This is a genomic window from Rhodobacter sp. 4.3.4 (assembly GCF_058724655.1).
Window position 1 is genome coordinate 72,624 of sequence record NZ_CM178967.1, and the last position, 26,125, is coordinate 98,748.

26 protein-coding genes and 1 tRNA gene are annotated in these 26,125 nt (G+C 64.3%); 20 read left to right on the top strand and 7 right to left on the bottom strand.

Annotated elements, in window-relative coordinates; all coding sequences use genetic code 11:
* Nucleotides 1-235: 235 nt before the first annotated feature.
* From AC4PTB_RS00320 to nadC, 7 genes are all read left to right on the top strand, one after another.
* Nucleotides 236-835: a Maf family protein gene (locus AC4PTB_RS00320; protein WP_492191155.1), complete on the top strand. Its 600-nt coding sequence runs from the start codon at nt 236-238 to the stop codon at nt 833-835.
* Nucleotides 832-1,662, top strand: a complete 831-nt coding sequence (locus AC4PTB_RS00325; protein WP_492191156.1) for a shikimate dehydrogenase — start codon at nt 832-834, stop codon at nt 1,660-1,662. Before AC4PTB_RS00320 ends, AC4PTB_RS00325 begins: the two co-directional genes overlap by 4 nt.
* A complete protein-coding gene (coaE, locus tag AC4PTB_RS00330) occupies nt 1,659-2,255 on the top strand; it encodes a dephospho-CoA kinase (RefSeq protein ID WP_492191157.1) in 597 nt (198 codons plus the stop codon). The genes AC4PTB_RS00325 and coaE overlap by 4 nt, the downstream gene beginning before the upstream one ends.
* On the top strand, nt 2,248-2,943 hold the full coding sequence (gene dnaQ / locus AC4PTB_RS00335) for a DNA polymerase III subunit epsilon (protein WP_492191158.1): 696 nt from the start codon (nt 2,248-2,250) through the stop codon (nt 2,941-2,943). Before coaE ends, dnaQ begins: the two co-directional genes overlap by 8 nt.
* A gap of 118 nt (nt 2,944-3,061) precedes the next feature.
* A complete protein-coding gene (nadA, locus tag AC4PTB_RS00340; RefSeq protein ID WP_492191159.1) occupies nt 3,062-4,114 on the top strand; it encodes a quinolinate synthase NadA in 1,053 nt (350 codons plus the stop codon).
* 8 nt (nt 4,115-4,122) lie between these two features.
* Nucleotides 4,123-5,673, top strand: coding sequence for an L-aspartate oxidase (locus AC4PTB_RS00345; RefSeq protein WP_492192656.1), 1,551 nt, complete (start codon nt 4,123-4,125; stop codon nt 5,671-5,673).
* The gene (gene nadC, locus AC4PTB_RS00350) at nt 5,670-6,512 is read left to right on the top strand and encodes a carboxylating nicotinate-nucleotide diphosphorylase (RefSeq protein ID WP_492191160.1); all 843 of its coding nucleotides are present in this window, start codon (nt 5,670-5,672) and stop codon (nt 6,510-6,512) included. The genes AC4PTB_RS00345 and nadC overlap by 4 nt, the downstream gene beginning before the upstream one ends.
* 11 nt (nt 6,513-6,523) lie before the next feature.
* On the opposite strand, the gene AC4PTB_RS00355 is transcribed toward nadC, so the two are convergent.
* From AC4PTB_RS00355 to rsfS, 6 genes are all read right to left on the bottom strand, one after another.
* A complete protein-coding gene (locus tag AC4PTB_RS00355; RefSeq protein ID WP_492191161.1) occupies nt 6,524-7,012 on the bottom strand; it encodes an RNA pyrophosphohydrolase in 489 nt (162 codons plus the stop codon).
* A 45-nt stretch (nt 7,013-7,057) separates the two neighbouring features.
* Complete coding sequence (locus AC4PTB_RS00360) at nt 7,058-8,422, bottom strand: S41 family peptidase (RefSeq protein WP_492191162.1); 1,365 nt, start codon at nt 8,420-8,422, stop codon at nt 7,058-7,060.
* Nucleotides 8,423-8,424: 2 nt separating this feature from the next.
* A complete protein-coding gene (locus tag AC4PTB_RS00365) occupies nt 8,425-9,570 on the bottom strand; it encodes a murein hydrolase activator EnvC family protein (RefSeq protein ID WP_492191163.1) in 1,146 nt (381 codons plus the stop codon).
* Nucleotides 9,567-11,087, bottom strand: coding sequence for a 2,3-bisphosphoglycerate-independent phosphoglycerate mutase (gpmI, locus tag AC4PTB_RS00370; RefSeq protein ID WP_492191164.1), 1,521 nt, complete (start codon nt 11,085-11,087; stop codon nt 9,567-9,569). The genes AC4PTB_RS00365 and gpmI overlap by 4 nt, the downstream gene beginning before the upstream one ends.
* Before the next feature lie 66 nt (nt 11,088-11,153).
* Entirely contained in the window at nt 11,154-11,621 is a 468-nt protein-coding gene (gene rlmH, locus AC4PTB_RS00375; RefSeq protein WP_492191165.1) for a 23S rRNA (pseudouridine(1915)-N(3))-methyltransferase RlmH, read from the bottom strand.
* 7 nt (nt 11,622-11,628) lie between these two features.
* Complete coding sequence (gene rsfS, locus AC4PTB_RS00380; RefSeq protein ID WP_492192657.1) at nt 11,629-11,982, bottom strand: ribosome silencing factor; 354 nt, start codon at nt 11,980-11,982, stop codon at nt 11,629-11,631.
* A 401-nt stretch (nt 11,983-12,383) separates the two neighbouring features.
* Here rsfS and leuC point away from each other — a divergent pair, with 401 nt between their 5' ends.
* From leuC to AC4PTB_RS00420, 8 genes are all read left to right on the top strand, one after another.
* Complete coding sequence (leuC, locus tag AC4PTB_RS00385) at nt 12,384-13,790, top strand: 3-isopropylmalate dehydratase large subunit (RefSeq protein ID WP_492191166.1); 1,407 nt, start codon at nt 12,384-12,386, stop codon at nt 13,788-13,790.
* Between the two features lie 12 nt (nt 13,791-13,802).
* Complete coding sequence (gene leuD / locus AC4PTB_RS00390) at nt 13,803-14,408, top strand: 3-isopropylmalate dehydratase small subunit (RefSeq protein WP_492191167.1); 606 nt, start codon at nt 13,803-13,805, stop codon at nt 14,406-14,408.
* 267 nt (nt 14,409-14,675) lie between these two features.
* Nucleotides 14,676-15,503, top strand: coding sequence for a hypothetical protein (locus AC4PTB_RS00395; RefSeq protein WP_492191168.1), 828 nt, complete (start codon nt 14,676-14,678; stop codon nt 15,501-15,503).
* Nucleotides 15,389-16,492, top strand: coding sequence for an endonuclease/exonuclease/phosphatase family protein (locus AC4PTB_RS00400; protein ID WP_492191169.1), 1,104 nt, complete (start codon nt 15,389-15,391; stop codon nt 16,490-16,492). The genes AC4PTB_RS00395 and AC4PTB_RS00400 overlap by 115 nt, the downstream gene beginning before the upstream one ends.
* A 69-nt stretch (nt 16,493-16,561) precedes the next feature.
* Nucleotides 16,562-17,671 (top strand): 3-isopropylmalate dehydrogenase, encoded by a 1,110-nt coding sequence (leuB, locus tag AC4PTB_RS00405; RefSeq protein ID WP_492191170.1) that lies wholly within the window; start codon nt 16,562-16,564, stop codon nt 17,669-17,671.
* A gap of 113 nt (nt 17,672-17,784) precedes the next feature.
* Nucleotides 17,785-18,753: a DMT family transporter gene (locus tag AC4PTB_RS00410; protein ID WP_492191171.1), complete on the top strand. Its 969-nt coding sequence runs from the start codon at nt 17,785-17,787 to the stop codon at nt 18,751-18,753.
* A gap of 58 nt (nt 18,754-18,811) precedes the next feature.
* Nucleotides 18,812-18,888, top strand: a tRNA-Pro gene (locus AC4PTB_RS00415).
* Nucleotides 18,889-19,389: 501 nt separating this feature from the next.
* The gene (locus tag AC4PTB_RS00420) at nt 19,390-20,421 is read left to right on the top strand and encodes a LacI family DNA-binding transcriptional regulator (protein ID WP_492191172.1); all 1,032 of its coding nucleotides are present in this window, start codon (nt 19,390-19,392) and stop codon (nt 20,419-20,421) included.
* A 4-nt stretch (nt 20,422-20,425) separates the two neighbouring features.
* Here the strand turns inward: AC4PTB_RS00420 and AC4PTB_RS00425 are convergent, their stop codons facing one another.
* Nucleotides 20,426-21,247: an ABC transporter permease gene (locus AC4PTB_RS00425; protein ID WP_492191173.1), complete on the bottom strand. Its 822-nt coding sequence runs from the start codon at nt 21,245-21,247 to the stop codon at nt 20,426-20,428.
* A gap of 123 nt (nt 21,248-21,370) precedes the next feature.
* On the opposite strand from AC4PTB_RS00425, the gene cysQ reads away from it, so the two are divergent.
* The 5 genes from cysQ to AC4PTB_RS00450 all read left to right on the top strand — a co-directional run bounded on the left by cysQ (nt 21,371) and on the right by AC4PTB_RS00450 (nt 26,057).
* Entirely contained in the window at nt 21,371-22,165 is a 795-nt protein-coding gene (cysQ, locus tag AC4PTB_RS00430) for a 3'(2'),5'-bisphosphate nucleotidase CysQ (protein WP_492191174.1), read from the top strand.
* Nucleotides 22,165-22,965: a 3-deoxy-manno-octulosonate cytidylyltransferase gene (locus AC4PTB_RS00435; RefSeq protein WP_492192658.1), complete on the top strand. Its 801-nt coding sequence runs from the start codon at nt 22,165-22,167 to the stop codon at nt 22,963-22,965. The genes cysQ and AC4PTB_RS00435 overlap by 1 nt, the downstream gene beginning before the upstream one ends.
* Before the next feature lie 167 nt (nt 22,966-23,132).
* Entirely contained in the window at nt 23,133-24,026 is an 894-nt protein-coding gene (gene galU / locus AC4PTB_RS00440) for a UTP--glucose-1-phosphate uridylyltransferase GalU (RefSeq protein WP_492191175.1), read from the top strand.
* 3 nt (nt 24,027-24,029) lie between these two features.
* A complete protein-coding gene (gene galE / locus AC4PTB_RS00445; protein ID WP_492191176.1) occupies nt 24,030-25,016 on the top strand; it encodes a UDP-glucose 4-epimerase GalE in 987 nt (328 codons plus the stop codon).
* Nucleotides 25,017-25,034: 18 nt separating this feature from the next.
* Nucleotides 25,035-26,057, top strand: a complete 1,023-nt coding sequence (locus tag AC4PTB_RS00450; protein ID WP_492191177.1) for a glycosyltransferase family 2 protein — start codon at nt 25,035-25,037, stop codon at nt 26,055-26,057.
* Nucleotides 26,058-26,125 lie beyond the last annotated feature (68 nt).

A 26,125-nucleotide genomic window follows, 5' to 3' on the forward strand; every position in this document is an offset into this window, starting at 1 on the left:
TGCGATGTCATTTCATATCAATAACTTGCGTGGTTGATACCGAAGGGTAAGGATTGGGGGCGTTCCGTTTTGTTCCTGTGGGTTGCGGCACTTCCTCACATCTGCCCTCTCGGCCTTCCCACATGCGGAGAGTCTCCTTTCGTTCCTTGACAAACGCGCCCCTTCCCGGGGAGGAAATCTTGTGCCCCGCTTTCTCCCCAGGCGTCGTCCTCCGGTTTTCCCAACGGTTGTCCACATGCTTGCCCCCCTTGTTCTGGCCTCTTCCTCCGAAATCCGCGCGCAGCTTCTGCGCTCTGCCGGGCTTTCGGTGACAATCTCCCCCGCCCGCATCGATGAAGAGGCGATCCGTCACGCGCTCGAGCTCGAGGGCGCAACGCCCCGCGATGTCGCCGATCAGCTGGCCGCGGCGAAGGCGCTGAAGCAATCCGCCCGTCATCCCGGCGCACTGGTTTTCGGCGCCGATCAGGTGCTTGAATTGAAAGGCAAAATCTTTGCAAAACCCGAAAGCCCGGATCAGGCGATGGCGCAGCTGCGCGCGCTCTCGGGGCGGACGCATCGGCTTTTGTCCGCGCTGATCGTGGTGCAGGATGGCCGCCCGCTCTGGCGTCATCTGGCCGAGGTGCGCTTGACCATGCATCCGCTCTCCGAGGCTTTCATCGCCGATTACACCGCCCGCAACTGGGACTCGATCCGCCACGCCGTCGGCTGCTACAAGCTCGAAGAGGAAGGGGTGCGGTTGTTTTCCGCCGTCGAGGGCGATTACTTTGCCGTCCTGGGCCTGCCCCTGATCGAGGTTCTGAACTGGCTGCGCGCACGAGGAGATCTGACGACATGACCCCTGTTCCTCTGGCTGGCGTGATCGGGCATCCGATCCATCATTCCCGCTCGCCCGCGCTGCATGGCCATTGGCTGAAAACCTATGGAATCCGCGGCCATTACATCCCGATGGATGTGGCCGAGGGCAATCTGCAAGCCGTGCTGCGGACGCTTCCCAAAGCCGGGTTCGTCGGCTGCAACATCACCATTCCGCACAAGGAAACCGCGCTGGCCCTGGCCGATGTGGTTTCCGACCGAGCTGCCCGGATCGGCGCGGCGAACACGCTTGTTTTCGATGAAACTGGCCGTATTCATGCCGACAACACTGACGGCATCGGTTTTCTGGCCAATCTGATCGAGGGCGCCCCGGGCTGGCAGGCCGAGGCGGGTCCCGCTGCCGTCATCGGCGCAGGCGGTGCCGCCCGCGCCATCGTCGTCGCCCTGCTCGAGGCCGGTTGCCCCGAAATCCGCATTTCCAACCGCACCCGCGCCCGGGCCGAGGCGCTTTGCGCCGAATTCGGCCCCCGCCTCGTCGTTGCGGACTGGGAAAGTGTCGGCACCATCTTTGACGGCGCCGCGACAGTGGTGAACACCTCTTCCCTCGGCATGGTGGGCAAGGCCGCCTTCGACGTGCCTCTGGATTCACTCTCCGAAACGGCCGTCGTCACCGATTGCGTCTACACCCCCCTGCGCACTGATTTTCTCAACGCCGCCGCCGTCCGCGGCTGTGTCACCGTCGATGGCCTTGGCATGCTCTTGCATCAGGCCGTTCCCGGCTTTGAACGCTGGTTCGGCCGCCGCCCGGAGGTCACCGCGGAATTGCGTGCCGTGGTGCTTGCGGCATGAGCGCGCCGTTCCGGCTTGGTCTCACCGGGTCGATCGGCATGGGGAAATCGACGACGGCCCGGCTTTTTGCCGAAGCGGGCATCCCGGTCTGGGATGCCGATGCCACGGTGCATGAAGTATATGGCAAAGGTGGCGCCGCGGTTGCGCCCCTCTCCGCGATCTTCCCGGAGGTGATCCGCGATGGCGCGGTGGATCGCGACCGGCTGAGGACCCTGCTGCAATCCGATAAACAGGCTCTGTCCCGGCTGGAATCGGTGATTCATCCGCTGGTGCAAGCGGCGCGGCAGGACTTTCTGCTTGCCCATGCAACCGAGGATCTGATCCTTTTTGACATTCCGCTGCTTTATGAAACCGGCGCCGAGACGGATTGTGACGCCGTTCTTGTCGTCACCGCCGCGCCCGATGTGCAACGCGCCCGGGTTCTGGCGCGCGGCAAGATGACCGAAGCGCAGCTTGACATGATCCTGGCCCGCCAGCTGCCTGACGCCGAAAAACGCCGCCGCGCCGATTTCGTGATCGAGACCTTCACCCTTGAACAGACCCGCGCCGAAGTGCGAAAGCTGATCGCAACCCTGCGGAGCCGCCATGCGTGAGATCGTCCTTGATACCGAAACCACCGGATTTGAGCCTTCCGAAGGGCATCGCATCGTCGAAATCGGCGCCGTCGAGCTGATGAACCACGTCCCCACCGGGCGGACCTATCACCAATACATCAACCCGGACCGCGCGATGCCGCAGGAAGCCTTTGCCGTGCACGGGCTTGGCGATGATTTCCTGCGCGACAAGCCGAGATTTGGCGCCATTGCGCAGGATTTCCTCGATTTTATCGGCAATGACTCGAAGCTGGTGATCCACAACGCCGCCTTTGACATGAAATTTCTCAATGCGGAACTTGGCTGGGCGCAAAAGCCGCTGATCCCCGCGGATCGGGCGCTCGATACGCTCGCCATGGCGCGGCGAAAATTTCCCGGCTCGCCCGCGACGCTTGATGCGCTGTGCCGTCGTTTCGGCATCGACAACTCGGCCCGGACCCTGCACGGCGCGCTCCTTGACTCGGAGATTCTGGCCGAGGTTTACCTTGAACTGATCGGCGGCAGACAGCCCGGTTTCGGGCTCAATATCGACCCTGTTCAGGCCAAATCCGCTGTTTCCAGCACCGAATGGCGGCCCCGTCCGCGTCCCGTTCCGCTGCCCCCGCGCCTCACCGAGGCCGAGGCCGAAGCCCATGCCGCCTTCGTTGCGAAACTGGGCGAGGGTGCGATCTGGAAGCGGCGCGGCTGACACATAAATTTCACAAAACGCAGCCTTGCGGCAATTTTCCCATTCCATCCCGCCCTTGCAGCCATTAGATGCATCGCGTTCGCAGTTTAGGGCGTTCGCAGTTTTGGGGAGGGAGCCCATGCTGGACTTCGCTACGATGCGCGCTGCTCTGGCCGAGGCCTATGATCTGGCGCCCTCGCTGACGCTGGCGCAAGAGATGGCCGATATTCACGCCCGCATGGACCGCGTGATTCCCCTGCCCGATTTCGCCCGCCACGCGCCCTATATCCGCGCGATCAACCGGCTCAAGCGCGAAAAGAACGCGGTGATCCTGGCGCATAACTACATGACGCCCGAGATTTATCACGGCGTCGCCGATGTCGTGGGCGACAGCCTGCAGCTGGCGATCGAGGCGACCAAGGTCGAGGCCGAGACGATCGTGCAATGCGGCGTGCATTTCATGGCCGAGACTTCGAAGATCCTGAACCCGGCCAAGCGCGTGCTGATCCCCGATGGTCAGGCGGGCTGTTCGCTGGCCGAAAGCATCACGCCCGAGGGCATCGCGCAGATGCGGGTGAAATATCCCGGCGCGCCGGTGGTCAGCTATGTCAACACCACGGCAGCGGTCAAAGCCGCCTCGGACATCTGCTGCACCTCGGCCAATGCGGCGCAGATCGTGGCGGCCCTGCCCGAACACACGATCATCATGACGCCCGACCAGTATCTGGCGCAGAACGTGGCGAAAGCCGTGCCGCAGAAAAACGTCGTCTGGTGGGCGGGCTCCTGCATCGTGCATGAACAATACACGCCGCAAGACCTGCGCGATTTCCGCGCTTGGCACCCCGGCACGAAGATCATCGCCCACCCGGAATGCCCGCCCGATGTGGTGGCCGAGGCGGATTTCTCCGGCTCGACCGCCGGGATGATCGATTTCGTGACCCGCGAAAAACCGGCGCAGGTGATGCTGGTCACCGAATGCTCGATGGCCTCGAACATCGCTGACGCCCTGCCCTCAGTCGAATTTCTGGGGCCCTGCAACATGTGCCCCTACATGAAGATGATCACGCTGGAAAAGATCCTGTGGTCGCTGCACACCGGCACCGAAGAGGTCACCGTCGACCCCGCTGTGGCCGACAAGGCCCGCCTTGCGGTCGAACGCATGATCGACCTGTCGCGGAAGCTGGCCCGGTGAGCGATCCGGTGATCGAAACCCCGCGCGTCGTCATCGTCGGCGCGGGGCTTGGTGCGCTTTACGCGGCGCTGAAACTGGCGCCGCATCCGGTTCTGGTGATCTCGCCCGAAAGCCTGGGCGAAGGCGCCTCCTCGGCCTGGGCGCAGGGCGGTGTCGCCGCCGCCATGGCCCCCCCCGACAGCGCCGAGGATCACGCGAAAGACACCGAAACCGCGGGGGCCGGCACGGTCGATGCCGCCATCGCCCGGCTGGTGACGCATGAGGCCCGGGACCGCATTCTGGATCTGACCGCCTTGGGCGCTCCTTTCGACCGTGACGCGCGGGGCGATTACGTGATGTCGCGGGAGGCGGCGCATTCCCGCCCCCGTGTCGTGCGGGTCAAGGGCGATCAGGCAGGTCACGAAATCATGCAGACGCTGATTGCCGCGGTGCGGGCTTGCCCGTCGGTGCAGGTGATCGAGGGCGTGATCGCGACGCGGCTTGAGGTCGAAAATGGCAGCGTCACCGGTCTTTGGGTCGAATCCGCCGCCGCCTCGACCGGCCGCGTGCTGATTCGCACCCCTGCGGTGCTGCTGGCGGGGGGCGGCTCGGGCGGGCTTTTCGCCGTCACCACCAATCCGCCGCGCATCCGCGGTCAGGTCATCGGCATGGCGGCCCGGGCGGGGGCGCGGATCGCCGATGCGGAATTCGTGCAGTTCCACCCGACGGCAATCGCCACGGGCGAAGATCCCGCCCCCTTGGCGACCGAGGCGCTGCGCGGCGAAGGCGCCGTTCTGCTCAATGACCGGGGCGAGCGGTTCATGGTTCCGATCCATCCCGATGCGGAACTGGCGCCGCGCGATATCGTTGCCCGCGCCGTCTATCTGGAACGGCAGGCGGGACGGAACCCGGTTCTGGACACCCGGCAAGTGCTGGGGGCCGAGCTGCCGAAACGCTTTCCCGCCGTGGCCGAAGCCTGCTTTTCAGCCGGAATAGACCCTGTTTTGCAGCCGATCCCGGTGGCCGCCGCTGCGCATTATCACATGGGCGGGATTGCGGTCGATGACCGCGGCCGATCCTCGCTGAATCGGCTCTGGGTTTGCGGCGAGGCCTCCTCGACCGGGCTGCATGGCGCCAACCGGCTGGCCTCGAACGGGCTTCTGGAAGCCCTCGTCTTCGCGCGCATCTGTGCCGAAGGCATTGCCGAAACGGTGCCGCTGACAAAAGCTGACGCCGTTGCCCTGTCCTTTCCCGCGGGCGGTCCCCCGGTGGACGAGGCTGCCGTGGCCCGGTTGCGGCAGGCGATGACCGATGGCGTCGGTGTCGTGCGCGATGCCGCGGGACTGAAATCCGCGCTGCGCACCCTTGCGGAAATCGAAGCGAAAGCCGAGCGCGAGGCGCTGCGCAACATGACCGCCACCGCGACGCTGATTGCCGCCGCGGCGCTGATCCGCACCGAAAGCCGGGGCGGTCACTATCGGTCGGATTTCCCGAAAACAGACCCTGTTCAAGCCAAACGCAGCTTTCTGACCCTGACCGAAGCGCTGGAAATCCGGTCCCGCGCGCTGGAGGAAGAATGACCAACCTGCCCGATTTCCTGCTCGAACCCGTGATCCGCGCCGCGCTGATGGAGGATCTGTCGCCGATGGGCGATGTCACCACCCGCGCCGTCGTTCCGGCCGACACCCGCTACGAGGCCCGGGTGAATGCCCGCGAAGACGGTGTGGTCTCGGGCATGCAGGTCGCCGCCCTTGCCTTCCGCCTGGTCGATCCGGCGCTGGTCGTCACGACCCATGTCGCCGACGGCCATCCCTGCGGCAAGGGCCAATGCCTGATGACGATTTCGGGCTCGGCCGCCTCGATCCTGATGGGCGAGCGCGTCGCGCTGAACTTCGCGGGCCGGATGACCGGCATCGCCAGCCTGACCGCCAGTTTCGTCGCCCAGACCCGCGGCACGAAGACCCGGATCACCTGCACGCGGAAAACCACCCCCGGCCTGCGCCTGATTGAGAAAACCGCGGTGGCGCATGGCGGTGGCTCGAACCACCGCTTTGGCCTTTCGGATGCGATCCTGATCAAGGACAACCACATCGCCGCCGCAGGGGGCATCCGCGCCGTGCTGGAGGCCGCCAAGGCCGCCCGCAGCCACATGATGCGCGTCGAACTGGAGGTCGACAGCCTTGATCAACTGGAACAGGCGCTGTCGATCGGTGGCGCCGACGTGATCTTGCTCGACAACATGGACACGCCCACCCTGCGCGCGGCGGTGGCGCTGACCAGATCCCGCGTGGTGCTCGAAGCCTCGGGCAACATGCGGCTGGAGCGCATCGCCGAAGTCGCCGCGACCGGGGTCGATTACATCTCCTCGGGCGCGCTGACCCATTCGGCGCGCACCTTCGATCTTGGCCTCGATTTCTGACGGAACAGAGCCTATTTCTTCAGGTGTTCGGCAAAACTGTCGAACACCTGCTCATAGACGGCGCGCTTGAAGGGCACGATCTTTTCCACCAGTTCCGACGGTTCCATCCAACGCCAGACGGAAAATTCGGGATGCTCGGTGGCGATGTTCACATCGCTGTCCTGGCCCAGAAAGCGGAACAGGAACCATTTCTGCTTCTGGCCGCGATATTTCCCGCCCCAGATCGTACCGATCAGCTCTTCGGGCAGATCATAGACCAGCCAATCCTCGGTCTTGGCGATCTTTTCCACCAGATCCGGGCGGACCCCGGTTTCCTCCTGCAACTCGCGCAGCGCGGCTTCCTTCGGGCGTTCGCCCGCGTCAATGCCGCCTTGCGGCATCTGCCAGGCATGGCCCGGGTTGTCGATGCGCTGACCGGCAAAGATCAGGCCTTCGGCGTTGATCAGCACAAGGCCGACATTCTTGCGATAGGGCAGCGCGGCAAGCTCTTCGGGGGTCATCTTGTCCTCATGTGGCAAGGGGGCCTTTCGGCCCCCAGTCCAGGATTACGGCTTCGCAGCGGCTTTCGGTTCATCGACCGGCACCAGCGTCTGACCGGCGACCGCCAGCCCCTTGATGATGTCGATCCCGTAAGCCAGCTGGAAATCCTCCAGCCGCAGCTTCGCAGCATCTTCAGCCTTGGCCCGTTCGTCCTCGGCCTGTTTCTTTTCGTCCTCGGTCATCGAGTCGTTCGACAGCACGCCGCGCAGATCGGCTTCGGACCGGGTGTCCGCCATATCCTCGGCCTTGTCGGTCTCGGGCGTGACGGGCGGTTGCGGCACGACAATGTCGGGCGCAATCCCCAAAGCCTGGATCGACCGCCCCGAGGGCGTGTAATAGCGCGAGGTGGTCAGCCGCATCGCGCTGTCGTTCTGCACCTGAATGACCGTCTGCACAGACCCCTTGCCGAAGCTCTTCGTCCCCACCACGATGGCGCGGTGATGATCCTGCAGCGCTCCGGTGACGATTTCCGACGCCGAGGCCGAGCCACCGTTGATCAGAACGACAATCGGCTTGCCCTGCGCCAGATCGCCCGGCGTGGCGTTGAACCGCTCGCTCTCCTCGGGCTTGCGGCCGCGCGTGGACACGATCTCGCCCTTGTCGAGGAAAGCATCCGAGACCGCGATCGCCTGGGTCAGCAGCCCGCCCGGGTTGTTGCGCAGATCGAGCACGACGCCGTTCAGCTTGTCGATGCCGCCCGCTTCCTTGGCGAGCTTCTTCAGGCTTTCCTCCAGGTTCGGGTAGGTCTGTTCGTTGAAGGTGGTGATGCGCAGGATCGCCGTATTCGCCTCCAGCCGACCCTTGACCGCCGTCAGTTTGATCGTGTCGCGGGTCAGCGTCACGTCAAAGGGCTCGGTCTTGCCTTCGCGCACGATCTTCAGCGTCACTTCGCTGCCGACCGGGCCGCGCATCTTGTCCACCGCATCATCCAGCGGCAGCCCCATCAGGCTTTCGCCATTCACATGGGTGATGAAATCGCCCGACTGGATCCCCGCCGCCGAGGCCGGGGTGCCATCCATCGGCGAGACCACCTTGACCGCGCCATTCTCCATCGTCACTTCGATGCCCAGACCGCCGAAAGAGCCGCGCGTCTGCACCTTCATGTCGTCATATTCTTCCGCGGGCATGTAGCTCGAATGCGGATCAAGCGAGGACAGCATGCCGTTGATCGCCGCCTCGATCAGCTTCTTGTCGTCGACCTGTTCGACGTAATCGGCGCGGATGCGGCGGAACACGTCGCCAAACAGGTCCAGCTCCTGATAGACCGAAGCCGGTTTCGCCGCCTCCTCCGCCAGCAGCGGTGCCACCTGCACCGAGAGCAACGTCCCGGCGATCGTTCCGCCCAGTGCGGCAATGACGAATTTCTTCATTTTCAGCCCTTGTTCTGGTCTTTCGTCGGGGTGAACCATGGCGCGGGGTCCACGGGCTTCTTGCCCTTCCTCAACTCGATATAAAGCGTCTCCGAGCGCGCGGCGCCACTCCCCATCTGCGCGTTCTTCAGGAAATCCTCGCCGAATTCCTGTGCTCCGGGTTCGCGCCCGCCCATCAGCCCGACCGGAGCCCCCGCGGCCAGCACATCGCCGGTCTCACCATAGACACTGCCAAGCCCCGCCAGAACAAGAAGATAGCCTTCCGCCGGTTCGAGGATCATCACATTTCCGTAGTCCAGAAGCGGGCCGCGATAGCGGATCGTCGCGGGCCAGGGCGTCGTCACCAGCGCCGCGGGCGCCGTCGCCACCACCAGCCCCGGGCGGCGGATGCCCGCCGCATCGGCCTCGTCGAACTTGCGTAGCACGGTGCCCAGAACCGGCATCGGCAGGCTGCCCTTGGCGCCGGCGAAATCCTCCATCGGCGCGCCGATATCGCCTTCAAGATCGGCCAGACCCGAGGCGAAGCCCTCCAGCGTATCGACGCTTTGCACCAGTTCGCGCAGCTCTTCGGGCTCTTCCAGGTAGCGCCGTGGCAGTTTCGAGCGATCCGCCACCGCCTTCGACAGCTCCGTCCGCGCCGCCTGCACCGAGGCCAGCCCGGTTTCCAGCACCTTCTGCGCATTGCCCTGCACCGCGCGCAGATCCTCGATCTCGATCAGATCGGCGCGCATCTTTTCCGCCTCGGCCTGCAGCGCGGGCGTCACCGCGCCCAGCATCATTCCCGAGCGCGCCGTTCCCAAGGGCCCCGAGGGATGCAGCAGAAGCAACGGCCCCTCGGTGCCGCTCATCGTGCTCATCACGCCCAGCAACCGGCCGATATCTTCGCGTTTCGCCTCGAATTTCGCGCGGATTTCCGCTTCGCGCACGGCGGCGCGGCGCAGCCCGTCGCGCAGCGCGCCAAGGCCCTTTTCGTAAGCCGAGATCGTTCGCGTCAGTGCCGCCACCCGGTCGGCCTTGGTCCGGGCCGCGTCCAAGGCCTCGATCGCGCCGCGCAGATCCTCGGCGGCCTTTTGCGCCACGTCACCGGCGGGGCTGGCCAAGGCCGCCCCGGCAGAAAGCAGAAGGGCAAGGACCGCCTGACGGATCATCTGTCGATCAGCGTCTTGCCGGTCATTTCCGGCGGCACGGGCAGCTGCATCAGGTCCAGCAGCGTCGGCGCAAGGTCCGAAAGCCGCCCCGGATGCAGGCGAACCCCCGCGGGGCCGCCGACCAGCACCACCGGCACCAGGTTCGTCGTATGCGCCGTATGCGGCCCGCCCGTCACCGGGTCGATCATCGTTTCGCAGTTGCCGTGATCGGCGGTGATGATCATTGCGCCCCCGGCCTTGTCCAGTGCCGCCAGAACGCGGCCCAGATCGCGGTCGATCTCCTCGCAGGCCTTGATCGCGGCGGGCAGGCTGCCCGTGTGCCCGACCATGTCCGGGTTGGCATAGTTCACCACGATCAGGTCATAGCCCTTCTCGATCGCCTCGACGAATTTGTCGGTGACTTCGGGCGCCGACATCTCGGGCTGCAGGTCATAGGTCGCCACTTTCGGCGATTTCGGCATGTAGCGATCCTCGCCCGCCCAGGGCGCTTCCTTGCCGCCGTTGAGGAAGAAGGTCACATGCGGATATTTCTCGGTCTCGGCCAGATGGAACTGGGTAAGCCCTTGTTTCGAAACCCATTCGCCCAAGGTGTTGACGATATCGCGCTTGGGGTAAGCGGCGGTCATATAGGCGTTGTGGGTGATCGAATATTCGACCATCCCCAGCATCGCCGACCATTGCGGCCGGGCGGAAACGTCGAATTCCGCAAAGTCCGGCTCGCCCAAAGTGCGCAGGATCTCCCGCGCCCGGTCGGCCCGGAAGTTGAGGCAGAAGAAGCCGTCATGATCCGCCGTGCCGGTATAGCCCGCGATGACGGTCGGCTTAATGAATTCGTCCATCTCGCCCTTGGCGTAGCTTTGCGCGACGGCCTCGGCGGGCGTTGCGGCGCTGAACCCCTGCCCTTTCACCATGGCGTCAAAGGCCAGGCCCACCCGGTCCCAGCGGTTGTCGCGGTCCATCGCCCAGTAGCGGCCGATGACGGTGGCAACGCTGCAACCCGCGGGCAGGCGTGCGCAAAGATCGTCGACAAAGCGCGCCGCGGAATCCGGGGCGACGTCGCGACCATCGGTGATCGCATGCAGCACGACCGGAACCCCTGCCCCGGCAATCATCCGGCAAGCCGCCAGAACGTGTTCGATATGGCCATGCACGCCGCCATCGGAGACCACGCCCATCAGATGCGCCCGGCCCCCGGCGGTCTTCACTTTTTCAATGAATTCAAGGATCGGCGCATTCGTGAAGAAGCTGCCATCCTCGATTGCCAGATCGATCTGCCCCAGATCCATCGCGACGACACGCCCGGCGCCAATGTTGGTATGCCCGACTTCCGAATTGCCCATCTGCCCGGTCGGCAGGCCGACATCATTGCCATGGGTGATCAGTGTCGCTTTCGGACAGCTGGCGAAAACCCGGTCAAGGTTCGGCGTATGGGCCAGTTTCGGCGCGTTGCCCTCGGTCTCGGCGCGCTCGCCCCAGCCATCGAGAATGCACAGAACAACGGGTTTCGGACGGGTCATGAGCGCCTCCTGAACGAATTTGCCCCTTCCTACGCTGCCCCGGCCGAAACGGCAAGTTCGGCGGGATCAGACCCGGTGATAGGGCGTGCCCGCCAGAATCTGCCCGGCGCGGTACAGCTGTTCGGCCAGCATCACCCGCACCAGCATATGCGGCCAGACCATCTTGCCGAAGGACAAGGACCAGTCCGCCTTCGCCCGCAGCGCAGGGGCGATCCCGTCGGCGCCGCCGATGACGAACGTCACATCGCGCGCGGCATCGCGCCAGCCGCCCAGCCGCGCCGCAAATTCGGGCGAGGAGACCAGATCCCCCCGCTCGTCCAGCGTCACCAGCACCGATCCGGCCGGGATCGCACGTTCCAGCAGAACCGCCTCGGCCTCCATGCCCAGATTGCGCTTGTCCTCGATCTCAAGGATCGTGGCCGGGCCAAGACCAAAGGACCGCCCGGCCTTGCCGAAGCGGTCCAGATAATCGGTGATCAGATCCAGCTCGGGGCCCTTGCGCAGCTTGCCCACCGCGCAGATGCTGACCTTCATGCGCCGATCAGACCTTGGCGCCGGTCGGCATCCACATCTTTTCCAGCTGATAGAATTCGCGCACTTCCGGGCGGAAGACATGCACGATCACATCGGTGGCGTCGATCAGAACCCAGTCGCCCTGATCCTTGCCCTCGATCTTGCAGCTGCGGCCAAAGGCTTCCTTCAGCCGTTCGGTCAACTTTTCGGCGATGGCGCCGACCTGACGCGACGACCGGCCCGAGCAGATCACCATGTGATCGGCAATCGAGGACCGACCGCGCAGGTCGATCGAAACGATATCCTCCGCCTTGTCGTCGTCCAGCGAATACAGCACGAGCGCCAGTACCTGATCGCTCGTTTCGGCATCCGTGACATTCATGGTCATGGCTGCCACCGGTGCACCCGAAGCGACGGGCGCGGCATTGAGATGAGACAGGACATTGTCCTCCGAAACTCCACACGCCACTCACCCCGGGCGCCAGGTCGAAGCCAAACCTAACATCGCGGGGGCGAAATCTCAACCGATGGGCGACAGAATTGCTGAAGCCTTGGCAAAGGGTGTGACATCGCGGCCAATTTCCTTGCGTCAAGACCCGCCTTGGCCTATATCGCGGCCATGATCCGCATTTTCGACATGGACGATCGCGCCCGGCTTCGGGAACGCTTTTACGGCGAAAGCCGTTCCATCCTCGCCCGACTTTGACGTTGGCCGCGGGGGCTTCGCCCTGTCCGCCCGGCCGTTCCGGCCAAGATCTTCCTCAGCTATCCAAAGAGAGAGCCATGTCCGCTCCGAAGACCCTTTATGACAAGATCTGGGATGCCCATGTCGTCAGTGAAGACGCCGATGGCACCTGCCTGCTTTATATCGACCGCCATCTGGTCCATGAAGTGACCAGCCCCCAGGCCTTCGAAGGCCTGCGCCTGGCCGGTCGCAAGGTCCGTTGCCCGGAAAAGACCATCGCCGTGCCGGATCACAACGTCCCCACCACCGAGGGCCGTGACAAGCATATCGAAAACGAGGAAAGCCGGATTCAGGTCGAGGCGCTGGACAAGAACGCCCGCGATTTCGGCATTCACTACTATCCGGTGACCGACATCCGTCAGGGCATCGTGCATATCGTCGGCCCGGAACAGGGCTGGACGCTGCCGGGCATGACCGTCGTTTGCGGTGACAGCCACACCGCGACGCATGGCGCCTTTGGCGCGCTGGCGCATGGGATCGGCACTTCGGAAGTCGAACATGTTCTGGCGACGCAGACGCTGATCCAGAAGAAATCGAAGAACATGAAGGTGGAAATCACCGGCAAGCTGCGTCCGGGCGTGACTGCCAAGGATATCACGCTGGCGGTGATCGGCCTGACCGGCACCGCGGGCGGCACCGGCCATGTGATCGAATATTGCGGCGAGGCGATCCGCTCGCTGTCGATGGAAGGCCGGATGACGGTCTGCAACATGGCAATCGAGGGCGGCGCCCGTGCCGGTCTGATCGCGCCGGATGAGACGACCTTCGAGTATGTGAAAGGTCGTGCCCATGCCCCGAAAGGCGCGCAGTTTGAAGCCGCGCTGGCCTGGTGGAAGACCCTCTTCACCGATGAAGGCGCGCATTTCGACAAGGTCGTGACGATCCGCGGCGAGGATATCGAGCCCGTCGTCACCTGGGGCACCAGCCCCGAGGACGTGCTGCCGATCTCGGCCGTGGTCCCCGCACCCGAGGATTTCACCGGCGGCAAGGTCGAGGCTGTGCGGCGTTCGCTCGACTACATGGGCCTGACCCCGGGTCAGAAACTGACCGACATCGCCATCGACACGGTCTTCATCGGCTCTTGCACCAACGGCCGCATCGAAGACCTGCGCGCCGCGGCGAAGATCGTTGAAGGCAAGAAGATCAAGCCGGGCATGCGGGCGATGGTGGTTCCGGGCTCGGGTCTGGTCCGCCATCAGGCCGAGGAAGAGGGCATCGCGCAGATCTTCATCGATGCGGGCTTTGAATGGCGTCTGGCCGGCTGCTCGATGTGCCTTGCGATGAACCCCGACCAGCTGGGCGAATATGAGCGCTGCGCCTCGACCTCGAACCGCAATTTCGAGGGCCGTCAGGGCTACAAGGGCCGCACCCATCTGGTCAGCCCGGAAATGGCCGCCGCCGCGGCGCTGACCGGCCACCTGACCGATGTCCGTGAACTGATCTGAGGGGACAAAGCCATGAAGAAGTTCGAAAAGTTCACCGGCATTGCCGCCCCCATGCCGCTTGTCAATATCGACACGGACATGATCATCCCGAAGGGGTTTCTCAAAACGATCAAGCGCACCGGCCTTGGCGTGCATGCCTTCGACGAGATGCGCTATGACCGTGCGGGCAACGAGATCCCGGATTTCGTGCTCAACAAGCCGCAATACCGCAAGACGGAAATCCTGATCGCGGGCGACAATTTCGGCTGCGGCTCCTCGCGCGAACACGCCCCCTGGGCGCTCGCGGATTTCGGCATCAAGGTGATCGTCTCGACCTCGTTCGCGGATATCTTCTTCAACAACGCGTTCAAGAACGGGATGCTGCCGATCGTGCTGCCGCAAGAGCAGGTCGATGTGCTGATGAAGGATGCCGACCGCGGCGAGAATGCCCGGATGACGGTCGATCTTGAGGCGCAGGAAATCACCACCTCGGACGGTCAGGTGATCAAATTCGAGGTCGATGCCTTCAAGAAGCACTGCCTGCTTAACGGGCTGGATGACATCGGCCTGACGCTGGAAAAGGCCGCCGCGATCGACAGCTTCGAATCGCAATCGGCGCAGGCCCGTCCCTGGGTCTGAAGCCGTTAGTGGGGCCCGGCCCCTGAAACACAAGATGCAGGGCCGCCCACTGGGCGGCCTTATTTTTGCGCCAAAATTGATGCATTCGCGCACTGGTTCTTCCCAGAAAACGTCCGATTATTGACCCAGACGTTAAAGCACTGGTTGCCACCTCGGGTGAAACAGGGCAATTTCATGGCAAGAATGAGGCAATACGCCACAATCGGCGGAAACGACTGGCACGTTCCCGGCAAAGCATCGGAACTGGTAAGGGTAAAGGGCAGGATCGTGGTGGCACGTTATCTTGGCGCATTGGTACGAGCAATTCTGGTCTTTGTGGCGATTGCCACGCCGTCGCTGTTGCTGCCCTCGGTCAGCGACGACACCGGCCAGATCGTCGCCCTTGTGGGGATCTTTGCCGCTGCCCTGACCTTTTTCGAATATGCCTCGGTCTATCCCGGGCTGATCGAATTCCGCGACGCGCCGCCCCTCAACCGCATCCGCTATGCGTCGCTTGTGGTGACGGTGGGTCTGCTGTCGATGGTGGTGCTGGCCCGGACCGACCCCTCGACGCTGACGCTGTTCGTCGATGTGCTGGGCTCGGCGGTGGCGCGCGCGCTCGACCTGCCCTATTCGCCGGTGCGGCTTCTGGTGCTGATGCTGCCCGACGACGCCTCGGCCGAGCAGATCGGGATCGTCCGCACCGCGGGTGGCATCGCCTATATGACCTCGCTGATCACGCTGGGCGTGTTCGTGGTGATGATCCGTGTGCTGGGCTGGCCGAGTTCGGGGCAGGGGTTCAACGTCTGGGTCAACCTGCCGACCTTCGATCCGACCGCGGGCGGCGACGTGGTCGACCGTCTGCGCCGCGACGCCTGGTTCAACATTGCGCTGGGCTTCCTTTTGCCCTTCCTTATCCCGGCGGCGATCAAGGCGGTCTCGGCGGGCTTTGCCCCGGTGACGCTGGACGCGCCGCATACGATGATCTGGACGGTGACGGCATGGGCCTTCCTTCCCGCCAGCCTGCTCATGCGCGGCATCGCCATGGGTCGGGTGGCCCGCATGATCGAGGAAAAACGGCGCATCTCTGGCGCTGCGGAGTTGCATCCGGCCTGATCGCCCTTTGCCTCGGTCTTCCCGCCGCGGCCGAGACGCTGCGGCTGGCCACCTTTTCCCCCGGCCTGTCGCGGCCCGGTCCGGGGCTGCTGCTGGCGGCGCTGCAAAAGGGAAATGATCCGCAGATCACGGCCGTCGTCGATCTGATTGCGGCGGCCAATCCCGATGTGCTGCTGCTCACCGATCTTGACTGGGACTATCGTTCCGAGGCGCTGCGGGCGCTGCAGCAAACCTTGGCGGGGCAGGGGATCGACTACCCCTTTGCCCATGCGCCGCAGCCCAATACCGGGATCGACACCGGTTTCGACATCGACGGCAACGGCCAGCTGTCCGAGCCGCGCGATGCGCAGGGCTACGGCGCCTTCACCGGCCAGCACGGTCTGGCGCTGCTCTCGAAACGGCCGATTCTGGCGGATCAGGCGCGGGATTTCTCGGCCTTCCTGTGGCGGGATCTGCCCGGATCGCACCTGCCGCGGGCGCAGCTTCCGCCCGGTGCCGGGACGGTGCAGCGCCTTGCCACGACGGCGTTCTGGGATGTGCCGATCCGCGCCGGGGCAGGGGCCTTGCATCTTTGGGCCTATGCGGCGACGCCGCCGGTCTTTGACGGGCCCGAGGATCGCAATGGCCGCCGCAACGCGGACGAGACCGGCTTCTGGCTGCAGTATCTGCATGGCGCTCTGCCGCAAAAGCCGGTGGCGCCTTTCGTGATCCTTGGCCTGGCCAACCTTGATCCCGACCGCGGCGCGGGCCAGCGCGCGGTGATCCGCCAGCTTCTTGCCGATCCGCGGCTGCAAGATCCGCGCCCGACCGGCCCCGATGCGCCCGCGGATCATCCGCTGGCCACCGCCGATTTCGGCGGCACCATCGGCCCGTTGCGCGTCGATTACATCCTGCCCGCCGCCGGGCTGAAGGTTCTGGCCGCGGGCACGCTGGACGATCCGCGGGCGGGCAAACACCGTCTTGTGTGGGTCGATCTGGCGTTGCCCTGAGACCCGCGCTTGACCCGGCACCGGCCCTCGGCTAGGCCGCTTGCAACCCTTGTTCCGTTGGAGAAAATGATGGCAAACCCTTCCATTCTCATCCTTGCCGGTGACGGCATCGGCCCCGAAGTCATGGCCGAAGTGAAGAAGATCATTTCGTGGTTTGGCGACAAGCGCGGGCTGATCTTCGATGTCAGCGAGGACCTGGTGGGCGGGGCCGCCTATGATGTCCATGGCGTGCCGCTGGCCGATGCGACGATGGCGAAAGCGCAGGAAGTCGATGCCGTGCTGCTCGGCGCTGTCGGCGGGCCGAAATATGACGTGCTCGATTTCTCGGTGAAGCCGGAACGCGGCCTTCTGCGTCTGCGCAAGGAAATGGACCTTTACGCCAACCTGCGCCCGGCGCAGTGCTTCGATGCGCTGGCCGATTTCTCCTCGCTGAAAAAGGATGTCGTCGCCGGTCTCGATATCATGATCGTGCGCGAACTCACCTCGGGCGTCTATTTCGGCACGCCGCGCGGCATCACCACCCAGCCCGACGGCTCGCGCGTCGGCGTCAACACCCAGGTCTATACCACCGAGGAAATCCGCCGCGTCGCCCGCTCGGCCTTTGAACTGGCGCGTCGCCGCAACAACAAGGTCTGCTCGATGGAGAAGGCCAACGTCATGGAATCGGGCATCCTGTGGCGCGAGGAAGTGCAATGGGTGCATGACAACGAATACCCGGATGTGGAACTGAGCCACATGTATGCCGACAACGGCGCCATGCAGCTGGTGCGGCGGCCGAAGCAGTTCGACGTGATCGTCACCGACAACCTGTTTGGCGACGTGCTGTCCGACTGCGCCGCGATGCTGACCGGCTCGCTGGGCATGCTGCCCTCGGCCAGCCTTGGCGCGCCGATGGCGAATGGCCGTCCGAAGGCGATGTATGAGCCCGTGCATGGCTCGGCGCCCGATATCGCGGGGCAGGGCAAGGCGAACCCGATCGCCTGCATCCTCTCCTTCGCGATGGCGCTGCGCTACAGCTTCGATCAGGGCGAGGAAGCGACCCGGCTTGAGCGCGCGATCGAGAAAGTGCTGGCCGATGGCGTCCGCACCGCCGATCTGATGGGTCCCGAGGGCGGCCAGCCGGTCTCGACCAGCGAGATGGGCGACAAGATCCTTGCGGCCCTGACCGCCAGCCTCTGAGGTTCCGACCAGACGACAGGACGGCGCGAGGGCAATCCCCTCGCGCCGTTTTCATTGGCCGCGCTTGCATCCGCGACATTTCGGCGCGATTGTCGGCGGTACGGAGGAGATCCATGCATTCGGGCAAGCAGAACGCGAAAGGGGCCGGTCTGGGGCTTCTGTCGATGGCGATCTATGCGACGCATGACGCGGTGGTGAAGCAGCTGGGCTACAGCTATTCCGCGGTGCAGATCATCTTCTTTGCCGCGCTGCTGTCGTTTCCGCTTCTCACCGTCATCCTGCTGCGCGATCCGCGCGCGGGCAGCCTGCGCCCGGTGCGGCCGTTCTGGGTGATCTTGCGCGCGGTGGCCACGGTCGCCACCTCGGTCAGCGCCTTTTACGCCTTTGCGCATCTGCCGCTGGCGCAGGTCTATCCGCTTTTGTTCGCCATGCCGCTGCTTTTGACGATCATGGCGATTCCGATCCTGGGCGAGCGCGTCGGCTGGCATCGCTGGGCTGCGGTCATCGTCGGGCTGTGCGGGGTGATCATCGTCGTCCGGCCCGGTCAGGCCGAACTTGGCCTTGGGCATTTGGCCGCAGTCTTCGCCGCCTTCTGCGGCGCGCTCGCCTCGGTGATCGTGCGCAAGATCGGCCAGGAGGAACGCTCGGTCGTGCTGCTGCTCTCGCCGCTTCTGGGCAACTTCCTCGCCATGGGGGCGGCGCTGCCCTTCGTCTGGGTGCCCTTGCAACTGCATGACCTTGGCCTGATGGCGATTGTCGCGCTGTTTGGCCTTGTCGCGGCCTTTCTTTCCATCCTCGCCTATCGGCTGGGCGAGGCGGTGATCGTTGCGCCCATGCAATATTCGCAGATCCTCTGGGCGGTGTTCTTCGGCTGGGTGCTGTTTCACGAGCCGGTCGATACCCGGACGCTGGTCGGCGCGGGGGTGGTGATTCTGTCCGGGCTTTACATCGTCTGGCGCGAAAGCACCGCCGACGTGTCGCAAAACACCCCGGTTCTGCGGACCCGCGGCCGCACCGAAACCGTCACCACGCCGCGGCCCTCGATCCTGCAACGGGCCCTGAATGCGGGAACGCGCAGATAGCCGCACGAATACCTCTTGCAAATACCTTCGGGGTTCGGTAACTCCCGCCCCACACGGTCGGAGCGTAGCGCAGCCTGGTAGCGCACCTGCTTCGGGAGCAGGGGGTCGGAGGTTCGAATCCTCTCGCTCCGACCATTTTCCCGAACAATCCAAAGAGCTTGTGAACTCCCTTCGGGGTCTGGCCCGCGCAGGAGCGGTCCCGCAAGTCCGTGACAAGCCGCGCAGATCGAATCCACCTTCCGTTGCCGTTTGTTGTGGGAAATGCGCGGTGATGACCTGCCGCAGCTGTGAAGTGGCGGTCGGGGCAGGGTAGCGCCATCGCGCTCCGCTTCGGCCTTCAGCGTTTGAAGCCGCCGTCCATCGCCCTGCGCAGGGCCATCTTCTCGTCTGTCACAAGAGCGGGATTTCGCAGGGCCGATCAGTCGCGCCGAGAAAGCGGAAAGGGGGAGCGTATTGGCCCACCGCTCCCCCTTTCGTGCCTCCGGCGGTTGAGGAAGGAGGACCACCGCCGAGGTTCAACAGGCGCGTCGGACCGGGCCGGAGCGCGCAGTTAGCGTTAACATACGGATCTGCTTCGACTTGCACAAGCGAAATGTTTGACGCTATCTGGTAGCGTTCCCACGGAAAGGACCCGCCTTGGCCCGTTCGCCCAACGACTCCCGCCGTCCCCTGACCCTGCGTGATGTCTCCGAGGCTTCCGGGGTTTCCGAAATGACGGTCAGCCGCGTGTTGCGCAACCGCGGCGACGTGTCCGAGGCGACGCGGGAAAAGGTGCTCGAAGCGGCCAGGACGCTGGGCTATGTGCCCAACAAGATCGCGGGCGCCTTGGCCTCGCAACGGGTCAATCTGGTCGGCGTGATCATCCCGTCGCTGTCGAACCTCGTCTTTCCCGAGGTGCTCTCGGGCATCTCGACCGAGCTGGAGGATACCGGGCTTCAGCCCGTTGTCGGCGTCACCGATTATTCCCCGGAAAAGGAAGAAACCGTCCTTTACGAGATGCTGTCCTGGCGGCCCTCGGGGGTGATCATCGCCGGGCTCGAACATACCGCGACGGCGCGGGCGATGCTGCAGAATGCCGGGGTGCCGGTGGTCGAGATCATGGATGTCGATGGCGAGGGTGTCGATTCCGTCGTCGGCATCTCGCATCGCCGCGCCGGGCTGCAGATGGCGCAGGCGATCGCCGCCGCGGGCTATCGCAAGATCGGTTTTCTGGGCACCAAGATGCCCGAGGATCATCGCGCCCGCAAACGGCTGGAGGGCTTTTCCGAAGGGCTGGCGCAGGCGGGGATCGCGCTGCATGACACTGAATTCTATTCCGGCGGCTCGGCGCTTCTGAAGGGGCGCGAGATGACCGCGGCGCTTCTGGCGCGCAGCCCGGAAACCGATTTCCTTTATTATTCCAATGACATGATCGGCGCAGGCGGGCTGCTTTACTGCCTGGAAAAGGGCTTTGATGTGCCTGGCAGGCTGGGTCTGGCCGGGTTCAACGGGGTCGAGCTGCTTGAGGGGCTGCCGCGGCGGCTGGCGACGATGGATGCCTGTCGGCGCGAGATCGGGCGCAAGGCGGCCGAGATCGTCGCGGCGCAATCGGGCAAGACCTCTGTCGGGGGCGAGACGGTCGAGCTGCAGCCAGTCATCCAGTTCGGGGACACGATCCGCAAGGCCTGACGGATCAGTGCTTGGCCGACCAGCTCGCCGAGGCATATTGCCTTGTGTAGAACTCGCCCATCAGCCCGATCGCCAAAAGCACCAGCGCGACGTTCAGAGCATATTCCCAGTTCGAGAAATGCGGGTTGTAGTTGATGAAAGTATAGCCGCGCGCCTGATCTATGATGTGAAACAGCGGGTTCCAGCTGAACAACATCAGCATCTTGTGCGGCAGCGTGTTGGCGAGGAACATCTTGCCGGAAGCGATCATGTTGATCCGGCCATAAATCTGCTGGATCATCCCCACCAGCTGCGGGTTCCAGGGCTTTGCCGCCAGAAACACCATCCCCAGCGCCACCCCCGAGAACCAGCCGAGCATCACCATCCCCATCGCGCCCGCCCAGTCGTGGATCTCGATCGGTTTGATCGCGGCGTGATAAAGATAAAGCACCACCAGCATTGACAGCATCTGCGTGTAAAGCGCGCCCAGCGCCGCCGCCGAGATCGCGATCGCGGTGGTCATCGGCCCGTGCTTCATCATCGCCGAGGACGACCCTTCGGAGCCGAAGACCGCCGACATCGCCTTGGTATAGGTCATGTACAGGAAGATGCCCGACATGATGTAGAGCATGAAATCCCCGCGCACGGCGCTGCCGCGCATGCCAAGGATCGTGTACATCAGGTAGAATGTCGCCACGAGCATCACGGTCTGGAACATGTTCTGCAACAGGCCCAGGATCGCATTGCCATGCGATTTGCGGATCGAGCGCACCGTGGCATGATAGACCAGCTCCAGCAGGTTGAAGGTCGATCCGAGGGTGCTGGTCGTGCGTTCTGCTTTGAACATGGCTCTGCCGTGGGGACTGCGCGAATTCTGCCCCGGAAAACTTGCCGTTCCGTTGAGGGCCGATCATAAAGATAACGAAATTGCATGGAAATCTGGCCGAAATGCGGCCGACAGGAGAGAGTGATGGACTTTGACCGTCTTGTGAGCGTGATGCGCCGTCTGGCGCTGGAGGCGGGCGACCGGATCATGCAGATCTATGATTCTCCCGATTTCGCGGTGAAGACCAAATCCGATGCCTCGCCGGTGACCGAGGCGGACGAGGCCGCCGATGCGCTGATCTCCGAAGGGCTGGCCGAAGCCTTTCCGCAGATCGCGCTGGTGACCGAGGAACAGGCGGCAAGCCATGGCCAAAGCGTCAAGACCTTCCTGATCGTTGATCCGCTGGATGGCACCAAGGAATTCGTGCAGCGCCGCGGCGATTTCACCGTCAACATCGCCTATGTCGAAGACGGCGTGCCCTTGCGTGGCGTCGTCTATGCGCCCGCGAAGGGGCGGCTGTTCTACACGCTGGCCGATGGCCGTTCGGTCGAGGAGCTGGGGGCGTTCGACAAGGAAACCGTGGGCGAGCAGAAACCGATCATGGTGTCGGTGCCCGACAACCGGGCGCTGCTGGTGGTGGCGTCGAAATCGCACCGCGATGCGGCGACCGATGAGTACATCGCCCGCTATGCGGTGGCCGACATGACCTCGGCGGGCTCGTCGCTGAAATTCTGTCTGGTGGCGACGGGGGAAGCCGATCTTTACCCGCGTCTGGGCCGGACGATGGAATGGGATACCGCGGCGGGCGATGCCGTGCTGCGCGGGGCCGGCGGCGAGATGGTGCGGTTCGACGATCACGGCCCCTTCACCTATGGCAAGGACGGTTTCGCCAACCCGTTCTTCATCGCCTATGCCCCCGGCGTGATCCTGGTGAAATGATGTCGGTTCTGGTCGTCATCCCCGCCCGTTACGCCTCGAGCCGCTATCCGGGCAAACCGCTTGTCGCGCTGAAAGGCGCCTCCGGCACCGCAAAGACGCTGATCCGGCGCAGCTGGGAGGCCGCGCAGGCCGTGCAGGGCGTCGCGCGCGTGGTGGTGGCGACCGACGATGACCGCATCCGCCTTGAGGCCGAAAGCTTCGGCGCCGAGGTGGTGATGACCTCGTCGGCCTGCGCCAATGGCACCGAACGGGTGGCCGAGGCCTGTGCCATTCTTGGCGGCGGCCATGACATCGTGGTGAACCTGCAGGGCGATGCGCCGCTGACCCCTTCCTGGTTCGTCGAGGATCTGGTGGCGGGGCTGATCGCCAACCCCTGGGCAGAGCTGGCCACGCCGGTTCTGCGCTGCGAAGGCGCGATGCTGGCCGGGCTGATCGAAGACCGCCGCAACGGCCGCGTCGGCGGCACCACTGCGGTCTTCGGTGCGGGCAACCGCGGCATCTATTTCTCCAAGGAAGTGATCCCCTTCACCGGCAAGAGTTATGGCGCGGAGGAACCGACCCCGGTCTTTCATCACGTCGGCGTCTATGCCTATCGCCCCGAAACGCTGGCGGCCTATCCCTCCTGGCCGGTCGGTCCGCTCGAAACGCTCGAAGGGCTCGAACAGCTGCGGTTTTTGGAAAACGGCCGGAGCGTGCTTTGCGTCGAGGTCGAATCGCGCGGGCGGCAGTTCTGGGAGCTGAACAACCCCTCGGACGTGCCGAAGATCGAGGCGATGATGGCCGCGATGGGGCAGGACTGATACATTCATCGCGGCGCCGTGAGAGTTGTTTCCGCAGCGGCGAAAAACCGCCTGCTTTTTCCGGCGCCCGGTTAACTTCCGTACAGGCGAAGCTTGAGCCGGTCTTCAAAAGGGTGGATTATGCCCCCAACTGACACGCGAGCAGCCCACACACACAAAGGTGCATTATGAAACGCAAGGTCACGAAAGCGATTTTTCCGGTCGCTGGCCTCGGCACACGCTTTCTTCCGGCCACCAAGTCGATCCCGAAAGAGATCCTGACGCTGGTCGACCGCCCGCTCATTCAATATGCGATCGACGAGGCCCGCGCGGCGGGGATCAAGGAATTCATCTTCGTCACCTCGCGCGGCAAGTCGGCGCTGGAGGATTACTTCGACGACGCGCCGGAGCTGGAAACCTCGCTGCGCAAGAAGGGCAAGACCGATCTGCTTGAAGCGCTCAAGGCCACCAACATGGATTCGGGCGCCATCGCCTATGTGCGGCAGAACCGGCCGATGGGGCTTGGCCATGCCGTCTGGTGTGCCCGCCGTCTGGTCGGCAACGAGCCCTTTGCCGTCATTCTGACCGACGACGTGATCGCCGCGGAAAAGCCCTGTCTGCAGCAGATGATGGAAGCCTATAACGAGACCGGCGGCAACGTCGTTGCGGCGATGGAAGTGCCGCATGAGAAAACCTCGTCCTATGGTGTTCTGGATATCGCCGAGGACATGGGCTCGCTCGTGAAGGTCAAGGGCATGATCGAGAAGCCGGCCCCCGAGGTGGCGCCCTCGAACCTGGCGGTGATCGGCCGCTACATCCTGACGCCGCGGGTGATGCAGAACCTGAACAAGAAGAAAGAGGGCGCGGGCGGGGAAATCCAGCTCACCGACGCCATCGCCGAGGAGATCGAGGCCGGGGAACCGGTTTACGGCTTCCGCTTCCGCGGTCAGCGCTATGACTGCGGCTCCAAGGCCGGGTTCCTGCAGGCGACGGTGGCCTTCGGTCTGGCGCGCGAGGATCTGCGCGACGAATTCGCCGATTTCCTCGGCGATGTCATGGCGATGCGGACGGCGGCGCAGTAACCGATGGCGCAGCATGTTCTGGTGACGGGGGGGGCCGGCTATATCGGCTCTCACGCCTGCAAGGCGCTGGCAAGGGCGGGCTATGTGCCGGTGACCTACGACAGCTTCGTCACCGGCTGGCGCGATGCGGTCAAGTTCGGCCCGCTCGAGGAGGGCGATCTCTCCGACCGGGCGCGGCTGGATGCGGTTTTTGCGCGCTGGCAGCCGGTGGCGGTGATGCATTTCGCCGCCCTCAGCCTTGTCGGCGAGTCGATGAAGAACCCCGGTCTGTACTGGCGCCACAACGTGCTGTCCTCGCTGACCCTGATCGAGGCGGCCTGCGCCGCGGGCTGCCTTGATTTCGTCTTTTCCTCGACCTGCGCCACCTATGGCGATCAGGACGGGGTGGTGCTGGACGAGACCACCTCCCAGGCGCCGATCAACGCCTATGGCGGCTCGAAACAGGCGATCGAGATGATCCTGCGCGATTTCGGGGCCAGCCACGGCCTGCGCTCGGTGATCTTCCGCTATTTCAACGTCGCGGGCGCCGATCCGGAGGGGGAAGTGGGCGAATTCCACCGCCCCGAAACGCATCTGGTGCCCCTGATGCTGGATGCGATCGACGGCAAGCGCCCGGCGCTGACCGTTTACGGCGCGGATTACCCGACCAGGGACGGCACCTGCATTCGCGATTACGTCCATGTCTCCGATCTGGTCGATGCCCATGTGCTGGGGCTGCAATGGCTGCAGGCGGGCAAGGGCTCGGAAGTGTTCTGTCTGGGCTCTGGCACCGGCTTTTCGGTGCGCGAGGTGATCGCGCAATCAAAGGCGGTGACCAACCGCGAAGTGCCGATTGTCGAGGGCGCGCGCCGTCCGGGCGATGCCGCGGTGCTGGTCTCGGGCTCGACCAAGGCGATCCGCGATCTGGGCTGGGTGCCCAAACGCAGCGACCTGACGACGATGATCGCCGATGCATGGCGCTGGCATCAAAGCGGACATTATGAAAGATAACCCCCGAATGGGGGCAAGATGGCGCTTTGGTCAAAGCTGTGGCAGGCCTATCGCTGGCGGCTGAGACGCCGCTATCTGCTGGCGCGCGCCTTGCGCCGCCGCCGCCGTCTGACCGCGCTGCAGGATCGCACCCGGGCCATCCGCCGCGGTGATATCCTGCTCTTTGCCGCGGTCCGCAACGAGGGGCAGCGGCTGCCGCATTTCCTTGATCACTACCGGCGGCTGGGCGTCGATCATTTCCTGATCGTGGACAACATGAGCACCGACGGCAGCCCCGATCTGCTTGCCGCGCAGCCCGATGTCTCGCTGTGGCAGACCGGCTCCAGCTATCGGCTGCACCGCTTCGGGCTGGATTGGCTGACCTGGCTGATGTTCCGCCACGGCCATGACCACTGGTGTCTGACCGTCGATGCCGACGAGCTGCTGATCTATCCGCATCACGACACCCGCCCGCTTGCGGCGCTGACCGACTGGCTGGACCGCTCCGGTCAGCGGGTGTTTCCGGCGATGATGCTGGAACTTTACCCCAAGGGCCCGGTGCAGGCGCAAAGCTACCTTCCGGGCGACGATCCCTTGCGGATCCTGCACTGGTTCGATGCGGGCAATTACACGATCACCCGGCAAGCGCGCACGAAAGCGCTTTGGCTGCAGGGCGGTCCGCGGGCGCGGATGTTCTTTGCCGACCGGCCCCGGCATGCGCCGACCCTGTCCAAGATCCCGCTGGTGCGCTGGAACCGGCACTGGGTCTATCTCAATTCCACCCATTCGATCCTGCCGCCGCGGCTGAACGAGGTCTATGACCAGATGGGCGGCGAGGCGATTTCGGGCCTGCTTCTGCACACGAAATTCCTGCCCGAAGTGGTGCGCAAGGCCGCCGAGGAAAAGCAACGTCGCGAGCATTTCGGCCGCCCCGAGATTTTCGACAGCTATTACGACCGGCTGATGACCTCGCCCGATTTCTGGACCCCGCGGTCGACGCGGCTTGAAAGCTGGCGGCAGCTGGAGGCGCTGGGCCTGATGTCGCGCGGCGGCTGGCTTTAGACCCGATCGTATCCTCAGAAGAACCAAAGGTTTACCTGTTCTGCGGTTCCGCCTATGCTTGGCGCCGC

What these genes read in the sequence shown, in the direction of transcription:
- AC4PTB_RS00320 (WP_492191155.1), top strand. Translation starts at nt 236, where the DNA reads ATGCTTGCCCCCCTTGTTCTGGCCTCTTCCTCCGAAATCCGCGCGCAG.
- AC4PTB_RS00325 (WP_492191156.1), top strand. Translation starts at nt 832, where the DNA reads ATGACCCCTGTTCCTCTGGCTGGCGTGATCGGGCATCCGATCCATCAT.
- coaE (WP_492191157.1), top strand. Translation starts at nt 1,659, where the DNA reads ATGAGCGCGCCGTTCCGGCTTGGTCTCACCGGGTCGATCGGCATGGGG.
- dnaQ (WP_492191158.1), top strand. Translation starts at nt 2,248, where the DNA reads ATGCGTGAGATCGTCCTTGATACCGAAACCACCGGATTTGAGCCTTCC.
- nadA (WP_492191159.1), top strand. Translation starts at nt 3,062, where the DNA reads ATGCTGGACTTCGCTACGATGCGCGCTGCTCTGGCCGAGGCCTATGAT.
- nadC (WP_492191160.1), top strand. Translation starts at nt 5,670, where the DNA reads ATGACCAACCTGCCCGATTTCCTGCTCGAACCCGTGATCCGCGCCGCG.
- AC4PTB_RS00355 (WP_492191161.1), bottom strand. Translation starts at nt 7,012, where the DNA reads ATGACCCCCGAAGAGCTTGCCGCGCTGCCCTATCGCAAGAATGTCGGC.
- AC4PTB_RS00360 (WP_492191162.1), bottom strand. Translation starts at nt 8,422, where the DNA reads ATGAAGAAATTCGTCATTGCCGCACTGGGCGGAACGATCGCCGGGACG.
- AC4PTB_RS00365 (WP_492191163.1), bottom strand. Translation starts at nt 9,570, where the DNA reads ATGATCCGTCAGGCGGTCCTTGCCCTTCTGCTTTCTGCCGGGGCGGCC.
- gpmI (WP_492191164.1), bottom strand. Translation starts at nt 11,087, where the DNA reads ATGACCCGTCCGAAACCCGTTGTTCTGTGCATTCTCGATGGCTGGGGC.
- rlmH (WP_492191165.1), bottom strand. Translation starts at nt 11,621, where the DNA reads ATGAAGGTCAGCATCTGCGCGGTGGGCAAGCTGCGCAAGGGCCCCGAG.
- rsfS (WP_492192657.1), bottom strand. Translation starts at nt 11,982, where the DNA reads ATGAATGTCACGGATGCCGAAACGAGCGATCAGGTACTGGCGCTCGTG.
- leuC (WP_492191166.1), top strand. Translation starts at nt 12,384, where the DNA reads ATGTCCGCTCCGAAGACCCTTTATGACAAGATCTGGGATGCCCATGTC.
- leuD (WP_492191167.1), top strand. Translation starts at nt 13,803, where the DNA reads ATGAAGAAGTTCGAAAAGTTCACCGGCATTGCCGCCCCCATGCCGCTT.
- AC4PTB_RS00400 (WP_492191169.1), top strand. Translation starts at nt 15,389, where the DNA reads ATGGGCCTTCCTTCCCGCCAGCCTGCTCATGCGCGGCATCGCCATGGG.
- leuB (WP_492191170.1), top strand. Translation starts at nt 16,562, where the DNA reads ATGGCAAACCCTTCCATTCTCATCCTTGCCGGTGACGGCATCGGCCCC.
- AC4PTB_RS00410 (WP_492191171.1), top strand. Translation starts at nt 17,785, where the DNA reads ATGCATTCGGGCAAGCAGAACGCGAAAGGGGCCGGTCTGGGGCTTCTG.
- AC4PTB_RS00425 (WP_492191173.1), bottom strand. Translation starts at nt 21,247, where the DNA reads ATGTTCAAAGCAGAACGCACGACCAGCACCCTCGGATCGACCTTCAAC.
- cysQ (WP_492191174.1), top strand. Translation starts at nt 21,371, where the DNA reads ATGGACTTTGACCGTCTTGTGAGCGTGATGCGCCGTCTGGCGCTGGAG.
- AC4PTB_RS00435 (WP_492192658.1), top strand. Translation starts at nt 22,165, where the DNA reads ATGTCGGTTCTGGTCGTCATCCCCGCCCGTTACGCCTCGAGCCGCTAT.
- galU (WP_492191175.1), top strand. Translation starts at nt 23,133, where the DNA reads ATGAAACGCAAGGTCACGAAAGCGATTTTTCCGGTCGCTGGCCTCGGC.
- galE (WP_492191176.1), top strand. Translation starts at nt 24,030, where the DNA reads ATGGCGCAGCATGTTCTGGTGACGGGGGGGGCCGGCTATATCGGCTCT.
- AC4PTB_RS00450 (WP_492191177.1), top strand. Translation starts at nt 25,035, where the DNA reads ATGGCGCTTTGGTCAAAGCTGTGGCAGGCCTATCGCTGGCGGCTGAGA.